The organism is Candidatus Methylomirabilota bacterium (assembly GCA_028870115.1).
In the GTDB taxonomy this organism is placed as follows: Bacteria; Methylomirabilota; Methylomirabilia; order Methylomirabilales; family Methylomirabilaceae; genus Methylomirabilis.
The window spans coordinates 38,785-58,751 of record JAGWQH010000105.1 but is presented as its reverse complement, the minus strand read 5'-3'; the positions used below and the strand labels follow the sequence as shown (position 1 = coordinate 58,751).

Genomic DNA, 19,967 nt, shown 5'->3' with positions numbered 1-19,967 from the left:
TTTTTCAAGGCCTTGACCTTCGCAGTCTTTCCGGCCTTGTTGGGCTTGGCCCACGGCGCAAAGGAGTTGTCGACGGGGGGTGTAAGGCGAAAGGGGTTGGTTGCTGTTGTCTGGACCTTTGTCGCCCTCCTTCTGACTGTAAACCTCATGGGCATGATTACTTTATCTAGAAGGGTGGCAGAGACCATCCCCGATCTCCGCCCTCTGATCGAATTACGAAAGATTACGGACCTGATCGGGGAGGACGAGACGATCCACGTTCGAGATGCAGAGGGCACAGAGCTACTTTGGATTACCTACTTTTTACAGGACTCCAACCTTTCTCTCGCTCATTACAGTCCTTACTATCTCTGGCGGGATTGGTCGTTCTATCGAGAGTCTATTGACGCTGATCTAGTCTTGGTCAACAAGAGGACACCCTCAGGCGAAGCGTGGGCCGCAGAGACGGTTTACGAGAACAGTGGATACAAGCTGCTCCGGAAGGATCCGAGGATTATGGTACACTTCGACTTCGCGCACACGGCCCGCCTCTTGGGGACAGGCCAAGCGCTCAAGTTGCGCTTCCTTCAAGGCGGTGTCCTCAGTATTAATGATGGACGGCCTTTCTTGTTGGGAGGTGGCCGGTCAGACCAATCAACCACTCTACGCCTGGGCGCATTCGTCCCGACAGGCTCGACGATTTCGATCAGCTCTTCAGACACACAGGAGAGAATCTCCCCTCCTCAGGATCTTCTTGTTATTGATCGCCCAATTACTCGGCTCCCGATGGAGATGACGTTAACCAATGAGGGGGAAAGGAGTATCCTCATTCCCGGTTGGTTGGAGTTGGTGAGCAGGGAGGGAAGGCTAAAGAACGTATTGGCAACCCAGGGGATATTCGGCCAATTTCGGGAGGAGGTAATCCCAGGCTCCGGCTTCTTTACCGTTAATGGCTGGCATGGGTTAGAGGAGGGGAAGCGGAGGTGGAGCAAGATCGCCGCCCTCTCGGTTTTTCGCAATCCGTTCAAACCGGCCGCCTTGAAAATAGGGGGGATTCTTCCTTCTCAGTCAGGTGGAAAAGCCACTGTCAGCTTGAACGGGCGCGAACTGGGAGAGGTCGTGGACGCGGGGGAATTCACCAGGACATACCTCATCCCTCAGGAGCTTTTGGGCGTATCCTCTTGGGGGGAGTTGGAGGTAAGGATGAATCGGACCTTTTCCCCTCGAGCCCTCAACCTTTCCTCTGATCCGCGCGATCTGGGGATTGCGATCACGGAATTGACCTTATTGGATTTAGAAAGATTTCCCTTGACTAAAACCCTCAAAAAATGATATAATATATTATATGTAATAGCGTATTTTACTTGTACTTGGGAGCGGAGCTGATGAGACAACAACGTATGGTGGTAGCAGTCGGTGCCTTCCTGATCTTCTGGCGAGCCGGAGCATTCGCGGCGGCGGATGAAAAGATTTTAGCAAGAGTGGGAGAGGAGAAAATCACACTCCAGGAGTTTCAGGAGATGCTTCCCGCACTGTCGGCCTTCCGCGCTCAGGGTGATGCTGAGGCAAGGAAGCGCAAGCTCCTGGAAGGCCTGATCAACCAGCGGCTTTTCGCCAGGGAAGCGGTCCGAATGGGCCTGGATCAGGCGCCGCCAGTGAAGGTCAAGCTTAATCAGGCTCGGACGAACATCCTGGCGCAGGAGTATATGAAGTCTCGGGCCCAAGGGGTTTCCATCGGCGATAAGGAGGTTATGGCGTTCTTTGAGGGCCACCAAGGCGAGTTTCAGGGAAAGGGGTTGAAAGAAGTGGAGGGACAGATCAAGGCGAAACTTCTACAAAATAGCATGGGCGATCTTATACAAAAGACGAAAACGGAATTATGGAAGCGGGAGAAAGTGATCATTGATGAGCAACTCCTGAAGGAGGTAGAGGTACCTCAGCGTTCCACGGTCAACCCTTAGCAGCCGGGAGGTACGGTCATGCCTTTCTCAAAAACAACGCTTGCCGGGTTCATTATTGCTGTATTCCTGGGGGGATTCGTGCTGGGGCGGCTGTCGATCGCGCCCGTTCATGCCCAAGGCCTCGTAAGCCCGCTCACTGCAAAAATCACTCAACTTGGTTCCCTTATTGAGCAGATGCAGAAGAACATCGACGAAGTACAGGGAAATCTGAAGGCCCTTCGGGCGGTCAAAGAATCGCTTGCTGCCGGCGCAAGGACCGAGGGGGGTCTGAGGATGCTTCAGGAGGTTCCGAAGCTTCCTGCGCCCGCGAGGTAAAGGCGACTTTTTTTGTTGACATGGCGTCAATCAGAGGCTACTGATGATGCTATGCTGGCTCAAATGGGTGGGGCAAGTGAGCTATCGAAGGGAGGTGGTATCGAGGAGACGCTTATGCCGGTGCGATGGGAATGGTTCTTAGAGGGACGAGGGGAAGGCATGTACTTCAAACAACCTCATAAATGGAGGAGGGGGCCATGAAAAAGGGGTTTACGACCGCAGTGCTGCTTGCCGCGCTCTTGTGGGTTCCCTGTAACTCTGCCTTAGCAGCAAATTATCCGATGTTACCTCAAGACGTCACTCCAGCAGATTTCCCGCCAAATAACACATATGAGTATTTCCCGATTGCTCTCAACGGGTTTTCCGGATTTCAGTGGGTGCTGGCTATTTCGAATTTGACCACTATAAACAACTTAACTGTCACCGTCGATTCGATCTTCTTCTCAGGCGGGTCGATTGGAGGCAGCGTCCAAGTGCTACTACCTGCACTAGGAAGCGTATTTGTCACGCCACCTGCCCCTGGAGTCGGCCTCTCTGTGCCGTGCCCAAGCCCGGGGTGTCAGGTAATCGCGCATCGCGCGCCGAATAACAATGTCTTGTTTTTTGCAGAGCTTATCACTTTCAACCCGGACACTGGCGCCTTCAATATACAGGCACCGTTCTTTTTCACTACTCCGTAGTGTCTTCCGGGAGGTCGGCTTTTGGAGAGGGGCCCGTACTCTGGGCCCCTCTGATCTTTGCATATGCGGACGGGGAGGGGAGCGTGATGAAAAGAGTTTTGTTCGTATCGGCTCTTGTGGCTGTCCTGGCTGCGGCAGATCTCACTTCGGCCCAGCAGCAGCCTCAACCGGGGAGCGAGGTTGGCGGCAAGCCCAAGATGCTGGAGGGGATAGGTGGGGCTGGGGCTTATGGGCCGCTATTGAGTCTCCTTGCCCAGAAATCCAAAGGCCAGGGCGCTCCTCAATCCGGTGACGCGGCATATCCGATGTTTCAACTCTTGGGTCCGGAGATGCGAGCAGGCTTCTGGGCCGATCCCGAGGCGGCAGGGCGTGCCTTGGTTCTCGAAGGTGAGCTGATGGTAAAGATGGGAGAGATCCTGATCCAGCACGGCCGGGCATTGCAAGAGCAGGCTACGGAGAAGAAGGGGAAGTGAATGGTGATGGGTGGATCCGTGACCGCTGAGTGGATAGCGCTGAAGCCGGCAAAGATCGGGTCCGGTTTGATCCTTTTGCTTCAGGCGCTCACGACCCAGCACCGGCTGGACGAAAGCGTGAATGTCGTGATCCTGATCCAGGGAAACCTCACGCCTTCCCTTCAGGAGAAGCTGCAGGAAAAGGGACTGACGGTTCAAGGCATAGTCGGCAGCGTTGTCAGCGGGCGCATTCAGGCTTCTAATATCCCCGCCATAACCGCAATCAACGAGGTCGTTCTCATCGACCTTCCCGAGCTATTCCGGATCACGCCGCCTCCCGTAGAGTTCGGCCCTGCCAGGTGATCGTGTGCGTGATACTGGACGGGTCATTGGGATGCCAGGACAACCGACTACGAATGAGCGGTACCTTTACGCTGTTTGCCTCGGCATGCTCCTGATTGTTTTGGGTGGTTCCTTCCCGATTCAGGCTTGGGGTGGGACGATAGGGGCGGGGCTCGAGTTGATTCGACGGGAGGCCTCGATTCCTCATGGTCCAGGGCTTCAGGCTCTCGCCAGGCACTTCGGCCTTGATCCAGGAAAGCCTCGGGCGGCTGTGCGTGCCCTCGTTCTGATGCGGGAAGGAGGAACGGCGCAACTGGAGGAGGCTGGGTTTGCCATTAAGGGTCACATCGGACATGTCGTTTCTACCGCTGTTCCCCTTGATCGGCTGGAGTCCCTCGCCGGCTTGCCGGACGTTGTGTATGTCGAAGGGGCGACGCGATATCGACCTGTCCTGGATCGCAGCGTCCCGGACACCCGGGCGAATCAGCTCAGGAGCCGCGGGTTGTTTGGAACCTTCAGCGGCATAACAGGGAAGGGAGTTGTCGTCGGGATCATCGATTCCGGACTCGATTGGCGTCATCCGGATTTCCGGCGCCGGGACGGTTCAACGCGAATCAAATTCCTCTGGGACCCCTCTGATCGGAGCTTTGAGGAATCGCAAGGAACGATTGGTTCTCCGCCACCCTTGGGAGGCGCGGGGACCGTGTACACAGAGAGCCAGATCAATGCGGCCCTTAAAGGGCGTGGCAAGGTCAGTGTGCGCGATGAATGCGGCCACGGCACCCATGTCACTGGTGTGGCCGCCGGAAATGGCGGGGTAAGTCAATCGGCATTTTCCGCGGCGACCTTCATTGGAATGGCCCCGGAGGCGGACATTGTGGCCGTCCGGGTCTTCGGCCCCACATGTGAGTTCCTGGACGCCGATGTCGACCTGGTGCAGGCCTTCCAGTTCATCGACCAGAAGGCGGCGGAGATGGGACGCCCCTATGTCATCAATCTGAGCCTGGGTACCCAGGTGGGAGCTCACGATGGGACAGATCTGGACGAGTTGGCCATCGACAGCCTTGTTGGTCCTGGAAAGCCTGGAAAGGCTGTCGCCGTCGCGGCTGGAAACGATGGGGGTAATCCGATCCATGCCAAAGGCTCTTTTGGTCCGGCAGGCGCCCCTAATCAGAGTGTGACCATCAAAGTCTCTCAGTTTGAATCGGCGGCTTCCATCTTCGACTTCTGGTTCGATGGTCGCGACACGTTCACTGCGGTGATCGAGGGAGGTGGTCTCGCCCCTGAGGATATCAGCGATCAGGTGGTGCTCAATCCGGTGAACGGGAGCAAGGAGTTACTGTTCGTGACAAGCAGGGCGCCCTTTTTCACGATCACCATCTCTGGACAGGCTGTGGTGAGCGGCCGCTTTGATGGCTGGATTGATGGCGATGCGACCTTCAGTGATCACGTGGATCTGACGAGCGTGGTTGGTATCCCGGGAACAGCGCGCCACGCCGTCACCGTCGGTGCCCATGTGACGAAGAACCAGTGGACAGACACCCTCGGGAGGACGTGGTCTCTGATCACCAATAGCTCTATTGGAGACTTGGCCTTCTTCTCAAGTCCCGGGCCCAGCCGAGATGGACGGATCAAGCCGGAGCTGACGGCCCCCGGGCGTGTTATCGGCTCCGCCCTTTCGGAGGATACTGATCCAGGCGCCCCCGGGGACACCAGTATCTTTCCTGACCAGCGCTTTGTTCTCCACGACGGCCTTCACGCCATCGGTCAGGGGACAAGTTTCTCTGCCCCCCATGTGGCCGGGGCGGTGGCGCTCCTCTTCCAAAAGAACCCGCGCCTCGACGCCGATCTGGCTCGTGGGATCCTGACCTCTTCGAGCCGGACCGATTTCTTCACAGGGCGAGTCCCGAATGCAAAATGGGGGTTCGGCAAGCTTGACGCCGCCTCTGCTGTCAAGCCGGCGACACCACGAATCGTGCTTTCAACCAACCAGCCTCGTTTTACCCCCGGCGAGACCTTAGCAGTTGCTGTGGCGATTCAAGCCGGCCGTGATCCAAAAGTTATCGACTTCTGGTTCGGGGTCCAGGTGCCCGATGGCACTATCTTCTTCGCCGGACCGGGCTTGCAGACCTTTAGCGCGACCCCAACTCCAGTCGTCTCCTCCGCAAAGGTCGTGGACGTTGGCGGCCAGGTCCTCTCGGTGCAGATCCCGGATAGTTTTCCTCTCGGCACGTATACCTTCTTCGCCCTTGGCGTCGATCCTGGAACCGATCCCATGGACCGCCAACATTGGATCACCAACCTGGCTGCAGTGTCTGTGACGCTGCTCTCGCAGTGAGCCCTTGCCTGGAAGAAAAATCGTTATTGCCCACCTCAGAGAGCTGCATGCCTACCGCGTTCTGATCCAGAGCCTGGTGGTTCGGGATCTGAAGGTTCGCTACCGGGGATCTGTCCTGGGCTTTCTCTGGACATTCCTCAACCCCTTACTCCTGATGGCGACCTATGGGCTGGTCTTTTCCGTGTACATGCGGAACGGGATGGAGAACTACACACCCTTTCTTCTGACAGGGTTACTGCCATGGAGCTGGTTCGCCTCGTCCCTCCTGATGGGGGCAACCTCCATCGTCGAAGGGGGAGGCCTGATCAAGAAGGTCTTCTTTCCTCTCCAGATCCTCCCGACGGTCACTGTCCTGGCCAATACCGTGAACTTTCTCCTGAGTCTTCCGCTTCTCTTCCTTCTCTTCTTCGTGTTTAGGGTCAAAATCGGATGGGCATCCCTGGCTCTTTTCCCTGTCATGGTGATCCAGCTTCTTCTGACGATGGGCCTCGTCTTAATCGTCTCGGCCCTGACACCCCGGTACCGGGATCTCTCCCAGCTTCTTTCTAATCTCCTTATGCTCTGGTTCTTTCTCTCCCCTGTTCTTTACCCGGCTTCTCAGATTCCGGAGCAGTTCCGTTTCACCCTCATCCTTAACCCGATGGCTTCCCCCCTCATTGCCTACCAGGATGGTCTGTTTTATAATAGACTTCCCCACTGGAGGGCCCTGGGGGGGACCGGCCTTGTGGCGGCCATGGTGTACCTGATCGGGATTCGGGTCTTTGACCGTTTCAAAGGCTCTTTTGCCGAAGAGGTGTAGGAAGAGGTGTAGAGTGTGAGAGCCATCGAGGTCGAAAACGTTTCGAAGCAGTTCCGGATGCGGACGGTGGTCTCCCACACCACCTTGAAAACCTCTCTCGTGAACTTTTTCGCAGGTCAGAGCCAACCCAAGCGAGAGTCAAGCTTTCAGGCCCTGAGAGGCGTCACATTGGCCGTCGAACAGGGTCAGACCTTGGGTATCATCGGGTGCAACGGCTCCGGTAAGAGTACGCTGTTGAAACTATTGGCGAGAATTCTCCAACCGGATAGCGGGAGGGTCGAAGTGAATGGTAAGGTCTCCGCGCTCCTCGAGCTGGGGGCCGGCTTTCACCCGGAGTTCACCGGGAGAGAGAATGTCCTTATCAATGGGATCGTCCTCGGTCTTACCAAAAAGGAGGTGAAGAGGCGATTTCCGGAGATCGTCCACTTCGCTGAACTGGAACCTTTTATCGACGAGCCGGTGAGGACCTATTCCTCCGGGATGTACATGCGCCTGGGTTTTGCCGTTGCCGTCCATACGGACCCCGACATCCTCCTGATCGATGAGGTCCTGGCGGTGGGGGATGAGATCTTTCAGAAGAAGTGCGCCGAGAAGATCGTCGAATTTCAGCGGAAAGGAAAGACCATCATCCTTGTCAGCCACGATCTTTCTGCGGCGGAGCGGTGGTGCGATGAGGTGGTCTGGTTAGATGAAGGGGCGGTGCGTGTGCGGGGGACGCCGGAGCAGGTGATCGGACTGTACCTTCAGGCCGTTGCTGACCGAGAGGCAGGTGCCGGGGTGTCGGATCAGGTGCTCGAAGAGGAGATCGAAATTTCCGAGGATGCTCCCCCAGCCCTTACCATCACATCTCCCCAACCTCCCAGTACAAAAGAGGGGGTTTCTGACGAGAGGGAGAGCGAGGAAAGGGGAGGTGGGCGGCGGTGGGGGAGCGGGGAGATCGAGATCGTCTCCGTTCGGCTTCTTGACCAGCATGGTCAGGAGCGGTCCCTGTACCAGAGCGGCGAAGGCGCCACGGTGCAAATTCGCTACCAGGTGCATCACGCGGTGGAGGAGACGGTCTTTGGGTTCGCCATCATCAGGGAGGATGGGCTGTGGTGTTATGGGACTAACACGCAAACTGAGAAGATATCCATTCCCCCTCTTGGTCGAGAAGGTGTGGTAGAGGTCTATCTGAAATCGCTCAACTTGATCGCAGGGCGGTATTGCCTGGATGTGGCTGTCCATCGCGAGGACGGCGCTCCCTACGATTACCACAGCCGTTTGTGTCCGTTCTCGGTCAGTTCGGAGGTGCAGGACGTGGGGGTCTTCCGGGTCCCGCATCGGTGGGCCATCCGGCCTGGGTTGCAGGGGAGGGCTTGACGCCCTCCCCTGCAACGAGCGGCAAGTTGGAAGGAAGATAAAATGGACGAGTTGCAAGAGATCGACGTAGAACAGGTCATGGACCGGATTCGAGAGAATATCCGGAGGAAGCGAACCGGAGAGGAGGGCTTTTGCCCTTCCGCTCAACAGGCAGGGATAAACCCCGCCCCTACGGAACAGGGAATGGGACCCCGCCCCTACGGAACAGGGAATGGGACCCCGCCCCTACAGACCGATGGCCAGATGGCGGCCGATCTTGCCGCCCTTCGCTCCGGCTACGATGTCTATCGCGTACACTTCACTTCTCACCGGAAATTCCTGGGATCCTTTATCGTCATCGTAAAAAAAATCCTTCAGAAGCTCCTCAACCCAATTTTTACGCGGCAGGTCGCCTACAATGCGGCTAACGCCAGGATTGCCGCGCATCTGGAGGAGGAGATTGAGACCATCCGACAGCACGTGCAGCTTCGCCAGGAGCTAAGCGAGCAGCAGGCGAAGGAACTGCAAGCTATCGCGGAGCAGCAGGCGAAGGAACTGCAAGCTATCGCGGAACTGCAGGCGCAGCTTCGGGAAGAGGTCCCGGGGATACTCTCGCAGGAGATTCGGCGGTTGCAGAACGAAGTCCCAACAGGGCATGCTCAGGCCTTTGATGTGGTGCGGAAGCGAGTCTCCGGCGCGGAGCGAAAGCTTCGACGGATCCTCTATCTGTTGACGGATGACCAGGCAGTAGGGAAGGGCTTGATGTCCTCTCGCATAGCGGAAGGACCCACGGCTCAAGTCGAAGCGAAGAAAGTGCCCGACCTATCTCTCGAGCCCGATTTTGACTACTTCGCCTTTGAGGACCGATTCCGAGGGAGTGAGGCCGACGTAAAGGAGCGCCAGCGGAATTATATCGAGTATTTCCTGGGTAAAGGGGACGTGCTGGATATCGGCTGCGGGCGAGGAGAGTTCTTGGAGCTTCTACAGGAGGCTGGGATCAAAGCCAAAGGGGTGGATCTTGATCTGGATATGGCGCTCCACTGCCAGGACAAGGGTTTGGACGTAATTAGGATGGATGCCTTTTCGCACCTTGAATCCCTGGCTGATGAATCCCTCGGGGGCATCTTCGCCGCCCAGGTGATCGAGCACCTGGAGTCAGGTCAGATCATCCATTTGGTAAAGTTATGCCACCGGAAGCTGAAGCCCGGGGGTATTCTGGTTCTGGAGACCCTTAACCCTGAATCCCTGTTTGTCCACTTCAAATGGTTCTGGATGGATCTTACCCACATCCGCTTGATCCATCCCGAGATGCTGAAGTTCCTCTTCGAGTCGGTTGGATTTGATGAGACTGTATCGCGATTCCTCGTTGCCCCGGCAGGCCCTCTGACGATTCCTCCGCTTGAGATTCGAGACTATCCCCATGAAGCGCTATGCCGGTTCAATGACGCGACCGAGTATCTCAACAAGCTGCTTTATGGTAGCTCCGATTATGCGGTGATTGGGAAGAAATAGGGGCTGATGTGGAGTCGAAGACTGTTAGCATCATCATCCTGAACCTCAACGGTGAGAAGATCATCAGAAAATGCCTCGATCATCTATTGAAGCAGACGTATTCCAACTTCGAGATTATTGTGGTCGACAACGGCTCCTCGGACGGAAGCCTTGTCATCCTTGAGGAGTACCTGAGTACTGGGAAAGTCTCCGTGGTCAGTAGCAAAAGGAACCTAGGGGTGCCAAGAGGCCGCAACCTTGGCTTCCTCCATGCCAAGGGAGACATCATTGCCTATATGGATAATGATGGATATGCTGATAAAAACTGGCTCGAGGAAGCCGTCCGGACGCTTGAATCGGATGAGGGGATAGGAGCAGTTGCTTCCACGGTATTTTTCAACAAAAAGAAGATCATCCTGAATGGAGCAGGAGGGACGATAAACTTACAGGGCTACGGGGGGGACTTCTTTTTTAATGCCCCATATGAGTTTGCCCAGTTCCCTTATGAGGTCCTCTACTCTATGGCAATTGGAATGGTGATCCGGAGAAGCGTGATGGATCAATGCGGACCGCTCGACCCTCTTCCCATCAAATGGTACGAGGACACAGAGCTAGGGATCAGGATCTGGAAGCTGGGGTTCCGGGTAGTCGTCTCGCCAAACGCCTGGGTGGATCATGATATAGGCCATTCTGACCAGTTCCTTCCGGATAAGATCTACCTCTGCGAAAAGGCAAGGATCCGAACAGTCCTTAAGTATTATCCCCTGAGCCAGCTACCTTATTGGTTTCTTCGAGAATTCTGTCACTTTCTGCATCATCTCAAATTCCGTTGGAGCATCCCAGTCAAAGCTTGGGCATGGAACCTTTTCCACCTTCCTTCTGCTCTGAAATGGCGTTTGAGATTTACGTTTAAAAGGGGCTCCTTCTGGCATTTAATTCATCCTTCTTGGCGCTTTTTCCCACCGCCTGTTCCTAATAATCTCGCCTTTCAACCTGATCTAAGGCGAGCGGGAAGCCGATTGATCAGTGATGGTACTACTGACCTCTGGCAGTTGAATTTCGGCTGGTACGACTTGGAAAGAGACGGCCTGATCAGCTACCGGTGGATAGAGCCCCAGGCCTCGGCCTTCTTCCACTTCACGTCTCCCATTCGGTCTTTTTCCATTATGCTTCGCACTCCATGGGCACAGCAGGAGGTCAAGGTCGTCCTCCGACGGTTGGGAGAGATCGAGCCAGAGTTAGAGGTTTCCTTCACTGCCTCCTCATCGTGGGAGGAGCGGGTTTGCTCTTTGAACCTGGAGGGAGGGTTTTACGAGCTGATCCTGGTAACCGAAAGAGGTTTTGTGGATCCTTTTCGGAGGACGGTGGGGATAGCGGTTTCCTCCGTCATCTTTTGGTAAGCCTATGAGGGCGTTGCACATCTTTCCCTTCTTTGGTCCTGATCTAATCCATGGAGCTGAGTACCACGAGTACATGCTCTCGAAGAAATTGGTCGAGGTAGGGGTTGAGGTAGATGTACTGACGACCCGGTCAAAGAAGGCTGAACCGACCTCTGCGTTTTCGCTCAAATGGGTTAATGAGTATGACGAGGGGTTCGAGAAGGCGGACGACATCGATATCTACCGTTTTCCTGCTACCTTCTCGATTCCGGCAGCGATGGGCCATGTCATCTCTCGACTGATGTTTAGGCGGTGGCAGCGAGAGGAAGGGCGGTATGGGATCATGATCAAGGGCTCGAAGAATTTGATAGATTACTACTTTCAACGAGCTGTCACTCGTCCCTTCATCTATGACTGGCTGAGCCTCTTGGGGCGTGGTCCTTTTTCCTTCCCCCTCCTTGCCCGTATCATACGATCCATCAAACGCTACGATGTCCTCCTCGTGGGCTTCATGCCCTTCGCCATGATCTGGCAGATAACCCATATCGCCAGGGTGTTCAAGAAGCCTGTTGTGATTCTAGCCTTATTCCATCCCGATGACATTTACCATCATTTTAGGGCCTATTACCGGTGCTTTTCCAAGGCGGATGCGATCCTAGCCCAGACTCCTTATAGCGCTGAACTCTTCAGACGGCTCTTTCCAGGTTCTAAGCCGATCCAAGTTGGGCCTGGAGTAGACGATAAGGTTTTTACAGATCCTGGAATCTCTGGGGAGTGCTTTCGAGCGAAGTACGGTTTGGTGGGAAAGAAGATAATCCTGTTCGTGGGTCGGAAGGAACCTTCCAAGCGCTACGACCTAGCCATCGAGGCTATCGATCTCATCGACGACGAGCGGGTCAAACTGGTCATGGTCGGGAACGATGTGGACAGAAAGCCGATCCTTTCGTCTAACGTCCTCTATCTCGGGAAAGTTCCTCGGGGCGATCTACTCAACGCCTATGATGCCTGTGACGTCTTCCTGCTGCCGTCAGAATACGAAAGCTTTGGCATGGTGTTTCTGGAGGCCTGGATGAGGAAGAAGCCGGTAATTGGGAACGCCTTTTGTAAGTCAGTCGCCTCCGTCATCGAGGATGGAGAGGATGGGTATCTGTGCGCGAGTGCCGAGGAGATAGCTGAAAGAAGCGCGTGGTTGATTTCGAACCCTGCGTTGGCCAAGAGGTTAGGAGAGGCAGGCTATAAGAAAGTAGTAGAGCACCATACATGGGATGTGGTCGGCAGGAATGTCTATGACCTCTACGGCCAGATTGTGGGCGGTTCTTGGCCGGCTTCGAACGCTCAGGCTGAGATGTCCCGGTCGGATTGCATCCACCGCGGGGTGCGTGGTTCTGTGCAAAAATCCTTCTCTAGCGGCAGTGGCCTTGGAAGCACTACAGCCGTTTTACTTCCTCCCACCGCGCAGATCATCCAGTAAGTCGGGGCGGCTACGTTGGATCTTCGCAAGGAGCTGATTGTTGTTGATGATGCTTCGACGGATGGGGCACGAGCCCAAAAAATCTCCTCTCCCCTTTGGGGAGAGGATGAAGGTGAGGGGGGATGCGGACTTTCATGCCCATGGCCGTGCTACCGGCCTATGCGGTATTGGTCAGGAAGGCTTCGCCAGGGAGTGCAGCTATTCGGTATCGACAGGTTTTGACCCATTTTCCCCGGAAACAGCTTCTCGTCCTCGGAGATATCATGGTGGACGAGTATATCTGGGGGAGCGTGTCGCGGCTTTCCCCGGAGGCCCCGGTTCCCGTGGTGGAGGTGAAGGCAGAAAGTTTTCGTCTGGGGGGAGCGGGCATCGTGGCGGCGGGAACCGATCCCTTCCAACCCGCGAATCGGCTCAGCCTCGCGGTGCAGCCTTTCCAGTTCACCCCGTGAAGGAGCGGGTAGATTGGCCGAACCTTCGACAGCCTGGCGGGCCTTGCCCCGCCGAGAGGCAGTGCCAGAATGACCGGAAGGGTTCGATAGCGTCAAGGGTCCTGGTTAGATCGGCGCAGCGGCTGGTTCGGTTTTCGTCCGAATTGAGATTTTTCCACGGCGTGCGTAGGCTCTCTCTTTGTCAAGCCGCATGCTATCCAAGCAATTATCATCTCGCCCCATGAGGAAACCGATCGACGGGAGGGCGCGCGTGGCGGCCTGTGCGGTTCTCATGATGGCACATATCTTCCTGGTAGCCTGCACGGCAGGCAAGGGTCCCCTGCCCAATGTCTCGTCGAGATTGCTCTCGCTCATGCAGGCGGTGGAGGGCACTTCCGCCCAGAGGAATAGGGGGCTCCAGGGAATGAGATCACTTCAGGGAGCTCGCCTGGATGAAGCCGGCCGGCTGGAAGTTATGATCGACATGACGGAGGTTACCGGGGACACCTTAAAGGAGCTGCAGGCTCGTGGGTGCTCCATTGAGATCTACGATCCGGCTCAGCACCTTGTGCAGGCTTGGGTCCCGATGGAGCGACTCCGAGAGGTGGCAGGCCTCCCGTTCGTGAAATTTCTCGACTTACCTAATTACGGTATCACTAATCGATCGGAAGATTGAGGGACCATTAGTGGGAAGAAGCCCCGCAGGAACGGTTGCCCTTACATGTTCTTAAAACGAGGCAGGGACGTAGATGATGAAGCGAAAAGCGGCCTTCATTGCTGTGGTAGCGTTACTGCTGGCGTACGACAAGAGTACGAAGAGTGAAGCCCAGCCATCTGACTGGCTTTTTTCTGGGGGCGGCCTGTCAGCTCCGAACACTCAGATATGGCCTGAGTCCAAAGGCCACCCGAAGATCGCCTCGAGGCTGACGCAGGCGGGGGGCACCGCACCGCTGTCAACACAGCCTGGTCTCACACCCGTCCCCTTGACTGAAAGACTGTCGGGCTTCGCTCGATTCGATCAGCAGGGGAGAGTTGAGGTTTACATCACCCTGGATCACGTGAATGAAAGCGCGCTCAACGCCCTTCGGGATTCTGGGGTGGAGATTGAAATCTATGATGTCTCGCAGCGACTGGTCCAGGGCTGGATTGCGCCGTCTCAAGTGCAGGCCGTCGCGGATCTCCCCAGTGTAACCTTTGTCGATCTTCCGAATTACGGCATGACCTATGCCGGCTCTGTGATGACGCAAGGCGACGCGGTCATCCGGGCCGATCAGGTGCGGGCACAGGGCATCACGGGCAACGGCGTCAAGGTGGGTGTGATCTCCGATGGGGTCAACAGCCTCACCTCCAGCATAGCCTCTGGCGATCTGCCTGCCGCAGGGATTACCATGCCAGCCGCTCCGCTCACTGGGGGCGGCATCTCGCTCGACAGCCCGCTGCCCGGAGGCGCGACGTTTACGGTGACCCCTGTAGGTCGATCAGATCTGACGTCGGGCGCTGAGGGCACGGCGCTGCTTGAGATCATTCATGATATCGCCCCCGATGCCCAATTATTCTTCGCGCCGTTCGGCGGTACGACGCTCGCCGACCAGAGGGCAATCCGGTGGCTGAAATCTCAAGGCGTCAAGGTGATCGCCGACGATATCAGTTTCTTCAATGTTGGGCCTTACGATGGGACGAGTGTGGTTTCCCAGGAGGCGTCCAATGCTGTTGCCGGCGGGGTCTCTTACTTCCATTCGGTCGGCAACTATGCCCAACGCCACTATCGGGGCCTCTTCACCGATACCGATGGGGATACCTTCCATGAGTTCGATGTAAGCCTTGGGCTTCCCCGAGTCGATAATGCGGGTGAGACGCTGAATGTGACCATCCAGCCAGGAGCGATAGCTGCAATCATCTTGCAATGGAATGATCCCTTTGGCGGCTCTACAAATAACTACGATCTGTGCGTCCACTATCCACCCGATGTTCCTGCTTCGCCACTGGGTTGCTCTACAAACCCTCAGACCGGGACTCAAAACCCTACAGAGGCTGGTTTCGTCACAAACAATGGATCCACGCCTGTTACTATCGGGGTGAGCATTCATCGGGTAGGCGGGGCTGCCCCACGAGTGTTTGATCTGTTCATTCTCGGCGGTGTGATGAACGAGTTTGTAGTCCCCGCGGGGAGCGTTCCGAATGGAGGCGACGCTGGGGGCGGCGTCATCTCCGTTGGGGCGGTCAACTGGCAAACACCGAATGCGATCGAATTCTTTAGTTCCCACGGACCTACGAGCGACGGCAGGGTAAAGCCCGAACTTGTCGCTCCGGACGGTGTTACGACCAGTGTTGCCGGATTTACTTCCTTCTTTGGAACCTCTGCCGCCGCTCCCCATGCGGCTGGCGCTGCGGCTCTCGTGCTGGGCGCGAATCCAACATTCACGCCAGCCCAATTGTCAGCCAGACTGACTCAGACGGCTGTGCCCTTGGGTCCCCCGGTCCCCAACAATACCTTCGGCTTCGGACGCATCGACGCCCTCACCGCGGTCCAATTCAAAGATGCTATTTCTGCGTTCGTTACGGGCCTCTATGTACAAGTTCTAGGACGAACGCCCGACCAAGCAGGGCTAGCAGCGTGGGCGGGCTTTCTCAGGGCCAACTGCAACCCTGACGGGTTCCGCACCATCGCCCAGGCCTTCTTCGACTCCGAGGAGTTTCGGACCGTACGGCCGCTGACCCTGACGGGGCTGGTGACGGTGCTGTACCGGACCTTCCTAGAGCGGGATCCCGACTCCAGCGGCCTGGTGTTCTGGGCCGACCAGTTTCGTCAGGAACGTCTCTCCCTGGCCCTGGAGGGGTTCATTCTCTCGGCGGAGTTCCAGAGTCTCTTGCCTGATCGTACGGACCGTGCAGCGGTCACAGCCGTGGTCACCCGGTTCTACACGGAGATCCTCGGGCGAGCCCCCGAACCCGCCGGATTAGCCTTTTGGGTTGATCACATCGTGGCGACAGGGGATCTGGAGGGAGCAGCGGTAGCGTTCTCGGCCTCGCCAGAGTTTGAGGCCCGAGCCTTGACCTTCCGGGACTACGTGACCGTTCTATATCGAACCTTTCTGGGGCGAAACCCCGACCCGGGTGGTCTCGACTTTTGGGAGGGGTTCCTGCGAACTCATCTGCTTGAGATCATCAACGCGGGCTTCATCCCCTCGACGGAGTTTCAGGGCCTGATCCCCACAGTATGTGGGAGCTGAGCGATTCGATTGAGTTAATGAACGCTGGAGCCAGAGGGTTGATCACGAACCTAAAGATCTTTCGCCTTCTGGATCAAGGGGCAGGCCTTCGAATAGTTGGTAGGACCCAGACGAGCGCGCCCTGCTCGTCCATGGTCAAAACATTCAGGTCGGGCATCGGGAAGGGCTTCACATTGGTTGTCACCAAGCTGGCCTGTTGGCAAAAGGCGTCGGCCGTAATCAAGGCACGGAATCGCGCCGGCCTGACGCAACAGCAACTGGCCAGAAGAATGGGGACGACGCAACCCGTTGTCGCCCGGCTGGAAAGCGGGCGCACGCGTCCGTCGATGCGTACACTGGAGCGCCTGGCGGAGGCGACCAGATCGCGCTTGCTGATTCGCTTCGAGCCGCGCGAGGGAAAGAGGCGGGAAGGGTGAGGATTGCGGGATAATAGATGATGGATGTGCTGAACAGGCGATTGAGAGACTTGGCCGAGGCGTTCGCTCAGGGTTTGAGGGCAGATCTGGGAGACGACGTGATCTCGGTCGTGTTGTTCGGCTCGGTGGCTCGAGGGGAAGCGAATCCGTATTCGGATGTTGATCTGTTTGTCGTGGTGAGGAACCTCCCACGGGGGCGCAGGGCGCGTCTGGAACGCGTCCGAGCGGCGGACCAACGGATCGAGAAGCGATTGAAAGAGCTGCGTGGCAAGGAGATTTACAGCGATGTGTGCCCCATCCTACAGACCCCCGAAGAGGCCGTACCCCTTAGGCCCTTTTACCTGGACTTTGTGGAGGATGCGGTTATTCTGTTTGACCCGGATGGCTTTTTCGCGAGCGTTCTCGATCGCCTGAAAAGTCGATTGAAGGAGCTCAGGTCAGTCCGCCGCCGGATGGGCAAAACTCGCTACTGGGACCTCAAACCCGATTTGCGGCCCGGAGAGATTTTTGAACTATGACCAACGCTGATATGGCCAGAAGTTATCTCCGGCAAGCCGAACAGATCCTTCAGGAGGCAAAGGATCTGAATCGACGCAGAGTGTGGAACCTGGTTGTCCGACGCTCGCAGGAAGTGGTTGAGCTGGCTTTGAAGGCGTCGTTGAGGGACATAGGGATTGAAACCTTGAAGACGCATGATGTTGGGCAGTTGCTTAAGGGCCACCAGGAGAAATTTCCCCTCTCCTTTCGGCGACAGATTGAGAGGCTGACGGCGATCTCGCGGAGGTTACGGATGGAGCGCGAGCTCAGTTTCTATGGAGACGAAGAGACAGGGGCCTCGCCCCAGGAACTTTACGGTAGAGAGGATGCGGTCGCCTATCTCAAAGAGGCGAGCCATGTCTTGGATCAATGCCTGGCACTTCTCAAGGACCGTAAGCGAAAGCGTAGTTCGTGACGATGCGCGAAGCCCTGAACGTCTACCGATAATGTGATGAGGATCGGGATCGAGGGGAAGGTTCTGACGCCGGCAATCGGCGGAATCGGGCGCTATGCCGTCAATCTAGTTAAGGCTCTCATTTCGATTTCGGCCCGAGAACAGCTCGATGTGGAGTTCGTGATCTTTACCTCTCCGCAAACCGACCGGGGCGTTCTTAGCGAGCTTCAAGCCAATCCATCCGATCGCTTTCGCCGTGTGAAAAGCACGCTGCTCCGGTCATCTCTTTTTCTGCCGGCCGGTCTGTTCCTTGATGAGATCGATCTCTTTCACGGGCTCGATCAGGCCGGGATCCCCTTTTTTTTCAAGAAAGGGCGGTACGTCGTCACGCTCCACGATGCGATCGCCTGCTTCATGCCTCACACGTTCCCCTTGAAATACCGTCTGGTGCTCAAGACGGCCTTTTCGGCTATCCGAAGGCAGGCAGATCTCATCATCGTTCCCTCTGAATCGGGCAAAGAAGACGCGGTTCGCTATCTCGGAGTGGAACGGGGGCGGATTGCCGTCATCCCGGAGGGGGTCGAGAGAAGGTTTCAGCCATTCGGCGACTCAGGCCGCTTGGAAGCGGTGAGGCAGAAGTATGGCATTTCCCCTGAGTACATCCTGTTTGTCGGCGCCCTGCAGCCGAGGAAGAACATCCCAACGCTCCTTCAAGCCTTTGCCCTTCTCCTCGCTGAAAAGCCGAACCGAGATCTTAAGCTGGTGATCGCTGGAGGAGGCGGGTGGAAACAGCAGGAGATTTTTAACACAGTCAGGTCTCTGGGTCTTGAGGGTCACACATGCTTTCCTGGCTATATCGATGACGAGGACCTCCCGGATCTGTACCGAGGGGCCCGGCTTTTCGTCTACCCCTCCCTCTACGAAGGGTTCGGCCTGCCGATCCTGGAGGCCATGGGGTGCGGCGTCCCGGTCATTACCTCCCACACCTCCGCGATGCCGGAGGTAGCAGGGGAGGCAGCCCTCTTGGTCGATCCAACGGATGCCAACGCCTTGGCAGAAGCCATGGCGTCTGTCTTGGATGACGGGGCGCTGAGGGATGATCTCAGGCGCAAGGGGATGGATCGAGTGCGGCACTTCTCCTGGGAGGCTGTCGCTCGGAAGACTGTGGAAAGTTACCAAGCGCTTTGCGGATAGGATGGATAGGGAAAGGCGATGCAGCGTACAGGGGTGACGGAGGCAGTTCAGAAGGTCGTAGACATGGAGGGATCGCGTTACAGATGAGGATTGGTGTCAACGCCTCTATCATCGATCCCATCCTCAGCGGCCTTGGAACGTATACCGTCCACCTCCTCAGGGAGCTGGTCAAGCTCCATGATGATCTGGTGGTGTACACTTCCTGTCCGGAGGTCTGCGGCATAGGCTCGACCAAAGTCAGGAGGATCAGCCCAAAGGTTCAGCCTTTCCACGGTCGGAAGGGCCACCTCCACCGGCTAGCCTGGATCCAAACTATCCTCCCATTTCGGCTCCTGATCGACAGGGCGTCCCTGCTTCTATCCCCTATGCCCGAAGGGATGCTGTTTCCCGTCATTCCTCAAGTCGTTGTCGTTCACGATGTCCTCCCCCTCCATTTTCCCGAGGAGTATCCGAGGCAGCAGCACTACTTCCGCTACTTCGTCCCGATGATCCTGCGGAAGGCTCGGGCCGTCGTCGCCGATTCAGAGAATACGAAGCGGGACATCATGACCTGTTACGGCATCGGGGCCGAAAGGATCCGCGTCGTTCTGGATGGGTATGACAACAGTCGCTATCGGGTGGGGATCGACGCAGAGGGGGCCAAGAAACGATATGGGCTTGCGGCGTATCTTCTCTATGTAGGTAACCTCCTACCCCATAAAAACCTTCATCGTCTCCTAAACGCCTTCGCCCTCATCTCGAAAAGATTCCCCCACAGGTTGGTCATCGCCGGGAGAAAGGACCCGCGTTACTATCCGGCCCTGGAAGCGGAGGCAAGAGCCTTGGGACTTGAGAAAAGGGTCTCGTTTCTCGACTATGTTCCCCAGGCGGATCTGCCTGCCCTGTATGCGGGAGCGGAGGCGTTCGTCTTCCCCTCCCTCTACGAGGGCTTTGGCCTCCCTGTCCTGGAGGCCATGGCTTGCGGAACCCCGGTCATCACTTCCCACATCAGCTCCCTCCCGGAGGTGGCCGGGGAAGCGGCGCTACTCATCGATCCCTACGACAAAGAAAAGCTTGCTGGGGCTATGGAGGCTGTCCTGAGTGACCCCTGGGTGAGGGAGGATCTGAGACAGAAGGGCCTCAAACAGGCCGAACGGTTTAGCTGGGAGCGGACTGCCAAGACGACCCTGGAGATTCTGCTGGAGGCGGGAAATCGATGAGGCCGAAGGTCGCCATTATTCACG

The 19,967-nt window shown here is 56.7% G+C and carries 20 protein-coding genes; all 20 read left to right on the top strand.

All coding sequences use genetic code 11. The annotated features are described in order from the left end of the window. The coding region (locus KGL31_13235) for a hypothetical protein (protein MDE2322853.1) at positions 1-1,311 on the top strand (1,311 nt) is incomplete at its 5' end. Between the two features lie 53 nt (positions 1,312-1,364). Continuing rightward, on the top strand, positions 1,365-1,940 hold the full coding sequence (locus tag KGL31_13230; GenBank protein ID MDE2322852.1) for a SurA N-terminal domain-containing protein: 576 nt from the start codon (positions 1,365-1,367) through the stop codon (positions 1,938-1,940). Between the two features lie 18 nt (positions 1,941-1,958). After that, positions 1,959-2,255 (top strand): hypothetical protein, encoded by a 297-nt coding sequence (locus KGL31_13225; GenBank protein ID MDE2322851.1) that lies wholly within the window; start codon positions 1,959-1,961, stop codon positions 2,253-2,255. A 197-nt stretch (positions 2,256-2,452) separates the two neighbouring features. Then, entirely contained in the window at positions 2,453-2,935 is a 483-nt protein-coding gene (locus KGL31_13220; GenBank protein ID MDE2322850.1) for a hypothetical protein, read from the top strand. 86 nt (positions 2,936-3,021) lie between these two features. Continuing rightward, on the top strand, positions 3,022-3,408 hold the full coding sequence (locus KGL31_13215; protein ID MDE2322849.1) for a hypothetical protein: 387 nt from the start codon (positions 3,022-3,024) through the stop codon (positions 3,406-3,408). 6 nt (positions 3,409-3,414) lie between these two features. After that, positions 3,415-3,750, top strand: coding sequence for a hypothetical protein (locus KGL31_13210; protein ID MDE2322848.1), 336 nt, complete (start codon positions 3,415-3,417; stop codon positions 3,748-3,750). Between the two features lie 4 nt (positions 3,751-3,754). Then, complete coding sequence (locus KGL31_13205) at positions 3,755-6,067, top strand: S8 family serine peptidase (protein ID MDE2322847.1); 2,313 nt, start codon at positions 3,755-3,757, stop codon at positions 6,065-6,067. A gap of 4 nt (positions 6,068-6,071) precedes the next feature. Continuing rightward, positions 6,072-6,866 (top strand): ABC transporter permease, encoded by a 795-nt coding sequence (locus tag KGL31_13200; protein ID MDE2322846.1) that lies wholly within the window; start codon positions 6,072-6,074, stop codon positions 6,864-6,866. A gap of 15 nt (positions 6,867-6,881) precedes the next feature. After that, positions 6,882-8,225 carry an ABC transporter ATP-binding protein gene (locus KGL31_13195; GenBank protein MDE2322845.1) on the top strand — a complete coding sequence of 448 codons (1,344 nt, stop codon included), beginning with the start codon at positions 6,882-6,884 and terminating at the stop codon, positions 8,223-8,225. A gap of 42 nt (positions 8,226-8,267) precedes the next feature. Then, positions 8,268-9,716 carry a methyltransferase domain-containing protein gene (locus tag KGL31_13190; protein MDE2322844.1) on the top strand — a complete coding sequence of 483 codons (1,449 nt, stop codon included), beginning with the start codon at positions 8,268-8,270 and terminating at the stop codon, positions 9,714-9,716. A gap of 8 nt (positions 9,717-9,724) precedes the next feature. Then, positions 9,725-11,095 (top strand): glycosyltransferase family 2 protein, encoded by a 1,371-nt coding sequence (locus KGL31_13185; GenBank protein MDE2322843.1) that lies wholly within the window; start codon positions 9,725-9,727, stop codon positions 11,093-11,095. Between the two features lie 4 nt (positions 11,096-11,099). Beyond that, positions 11,100-12,545 carry a glycosyltransferase family 4 protein gene (locus KGL31_13180; GenBank protein ID MDE2322842.1) on the top strand — a complete coding sequence of 482 codons (1,446 nt, stop codon included), beginning with the start codon at positions 11,100-11,102 and terminating at the stop codon, positions 12,543-12,545. Between the two features lie 122 nt (positions 12,546-12,667). Continuing rightward, on the top strand, positions 12,668-12,994 hold the full coding sequence (locus KGL31_13175) for a hypothetical protein (GenBank protein ID MDE2322841.1): 327 nt from the start codon (positions 12,668-12,670) through the stop codon (positions 12,992-12,994). Between the two features lie 250 nt (positions 12,995-13,244). After that, positions 13,245-13,649, top strand: a complete 405-nt coding sequence (locus KGL31_13170) for a hypothetical protein (protein ID MDE2322840.1) — start codon at positions 13,245-13,247, stop codon at positions 13,647-13,649. Between the two features lie 73 nt (positions 13,650-13,722). After that, entirely contained in the window at positions 13,723-16,203 is a 2,481-nt protein-coding gene (locus KGL31_13165) for a DUF4214 domain-containing protein (protein MDE2322839.1), read from the top strand. Between the two features lie 131 nt (positions 16,204-16,334). After that, positions 16,335-16,619: a helix-turn-helix transcriptional regulator gene (locus KGL31_13160; GenBank protein ID MDE2322838.1), complete on the top strand. Its 285-nt coding sequence runs from the start codon at positions 16,335-16,337 to the stop codon at positions 16,617-16,619. A gap of 17 nt (positions 16,620-16,636) precedes the next feature. Next, entirely contained in the window at positions 16,637-17,137 is a 501-nt protein-coding gene (locus tag KGL31_13155) for a nucleotidyltransferase domain-containing protein (protein ID MDE2322837.1), read from the top strand. Then, the gene (locus KGL31_13150; protein MDE2322836.1) at positions 17,134-17,571 is read left to right on the top strand and encodes a HEPN domain-containing protein; all 438 of its coding nucleotides are present in this window, start codon (positions 17,134-17,136) and stop codon (positions 17,569-17,571) included. The genes KGL31_13155 and KGL31_13150 overlap by 4 nt, the downstream gene beginning before the upstream one ends. A 36-nt stretch (positions 17,572-17,607) precedes the next feature. After that, positions 17,608-18,744 (top strand): glycosyltransferase family 4 protein, encoded by a 1,137-nt coding sequence (locus KGL31_13145; GenBank protein ID MDE2322835.1) that lies wholly within the window; start codon positions 17,608-17,610, stop codon positions 18,742-18,744. An 83-nt stretch (positions 18,745-18,827) separates the two neighbouring features. Further along, entirely contained in the window at positions 18,828-19,943 is a 1,116-nt protein-coding gene (locus tag KGL31_13140; protein ID MDE2322834.1) for a glycosyltransferase family 4 protein, read from the top strand. Positions 19,944-19,967 lie beyond the last annotated feature (24 nt).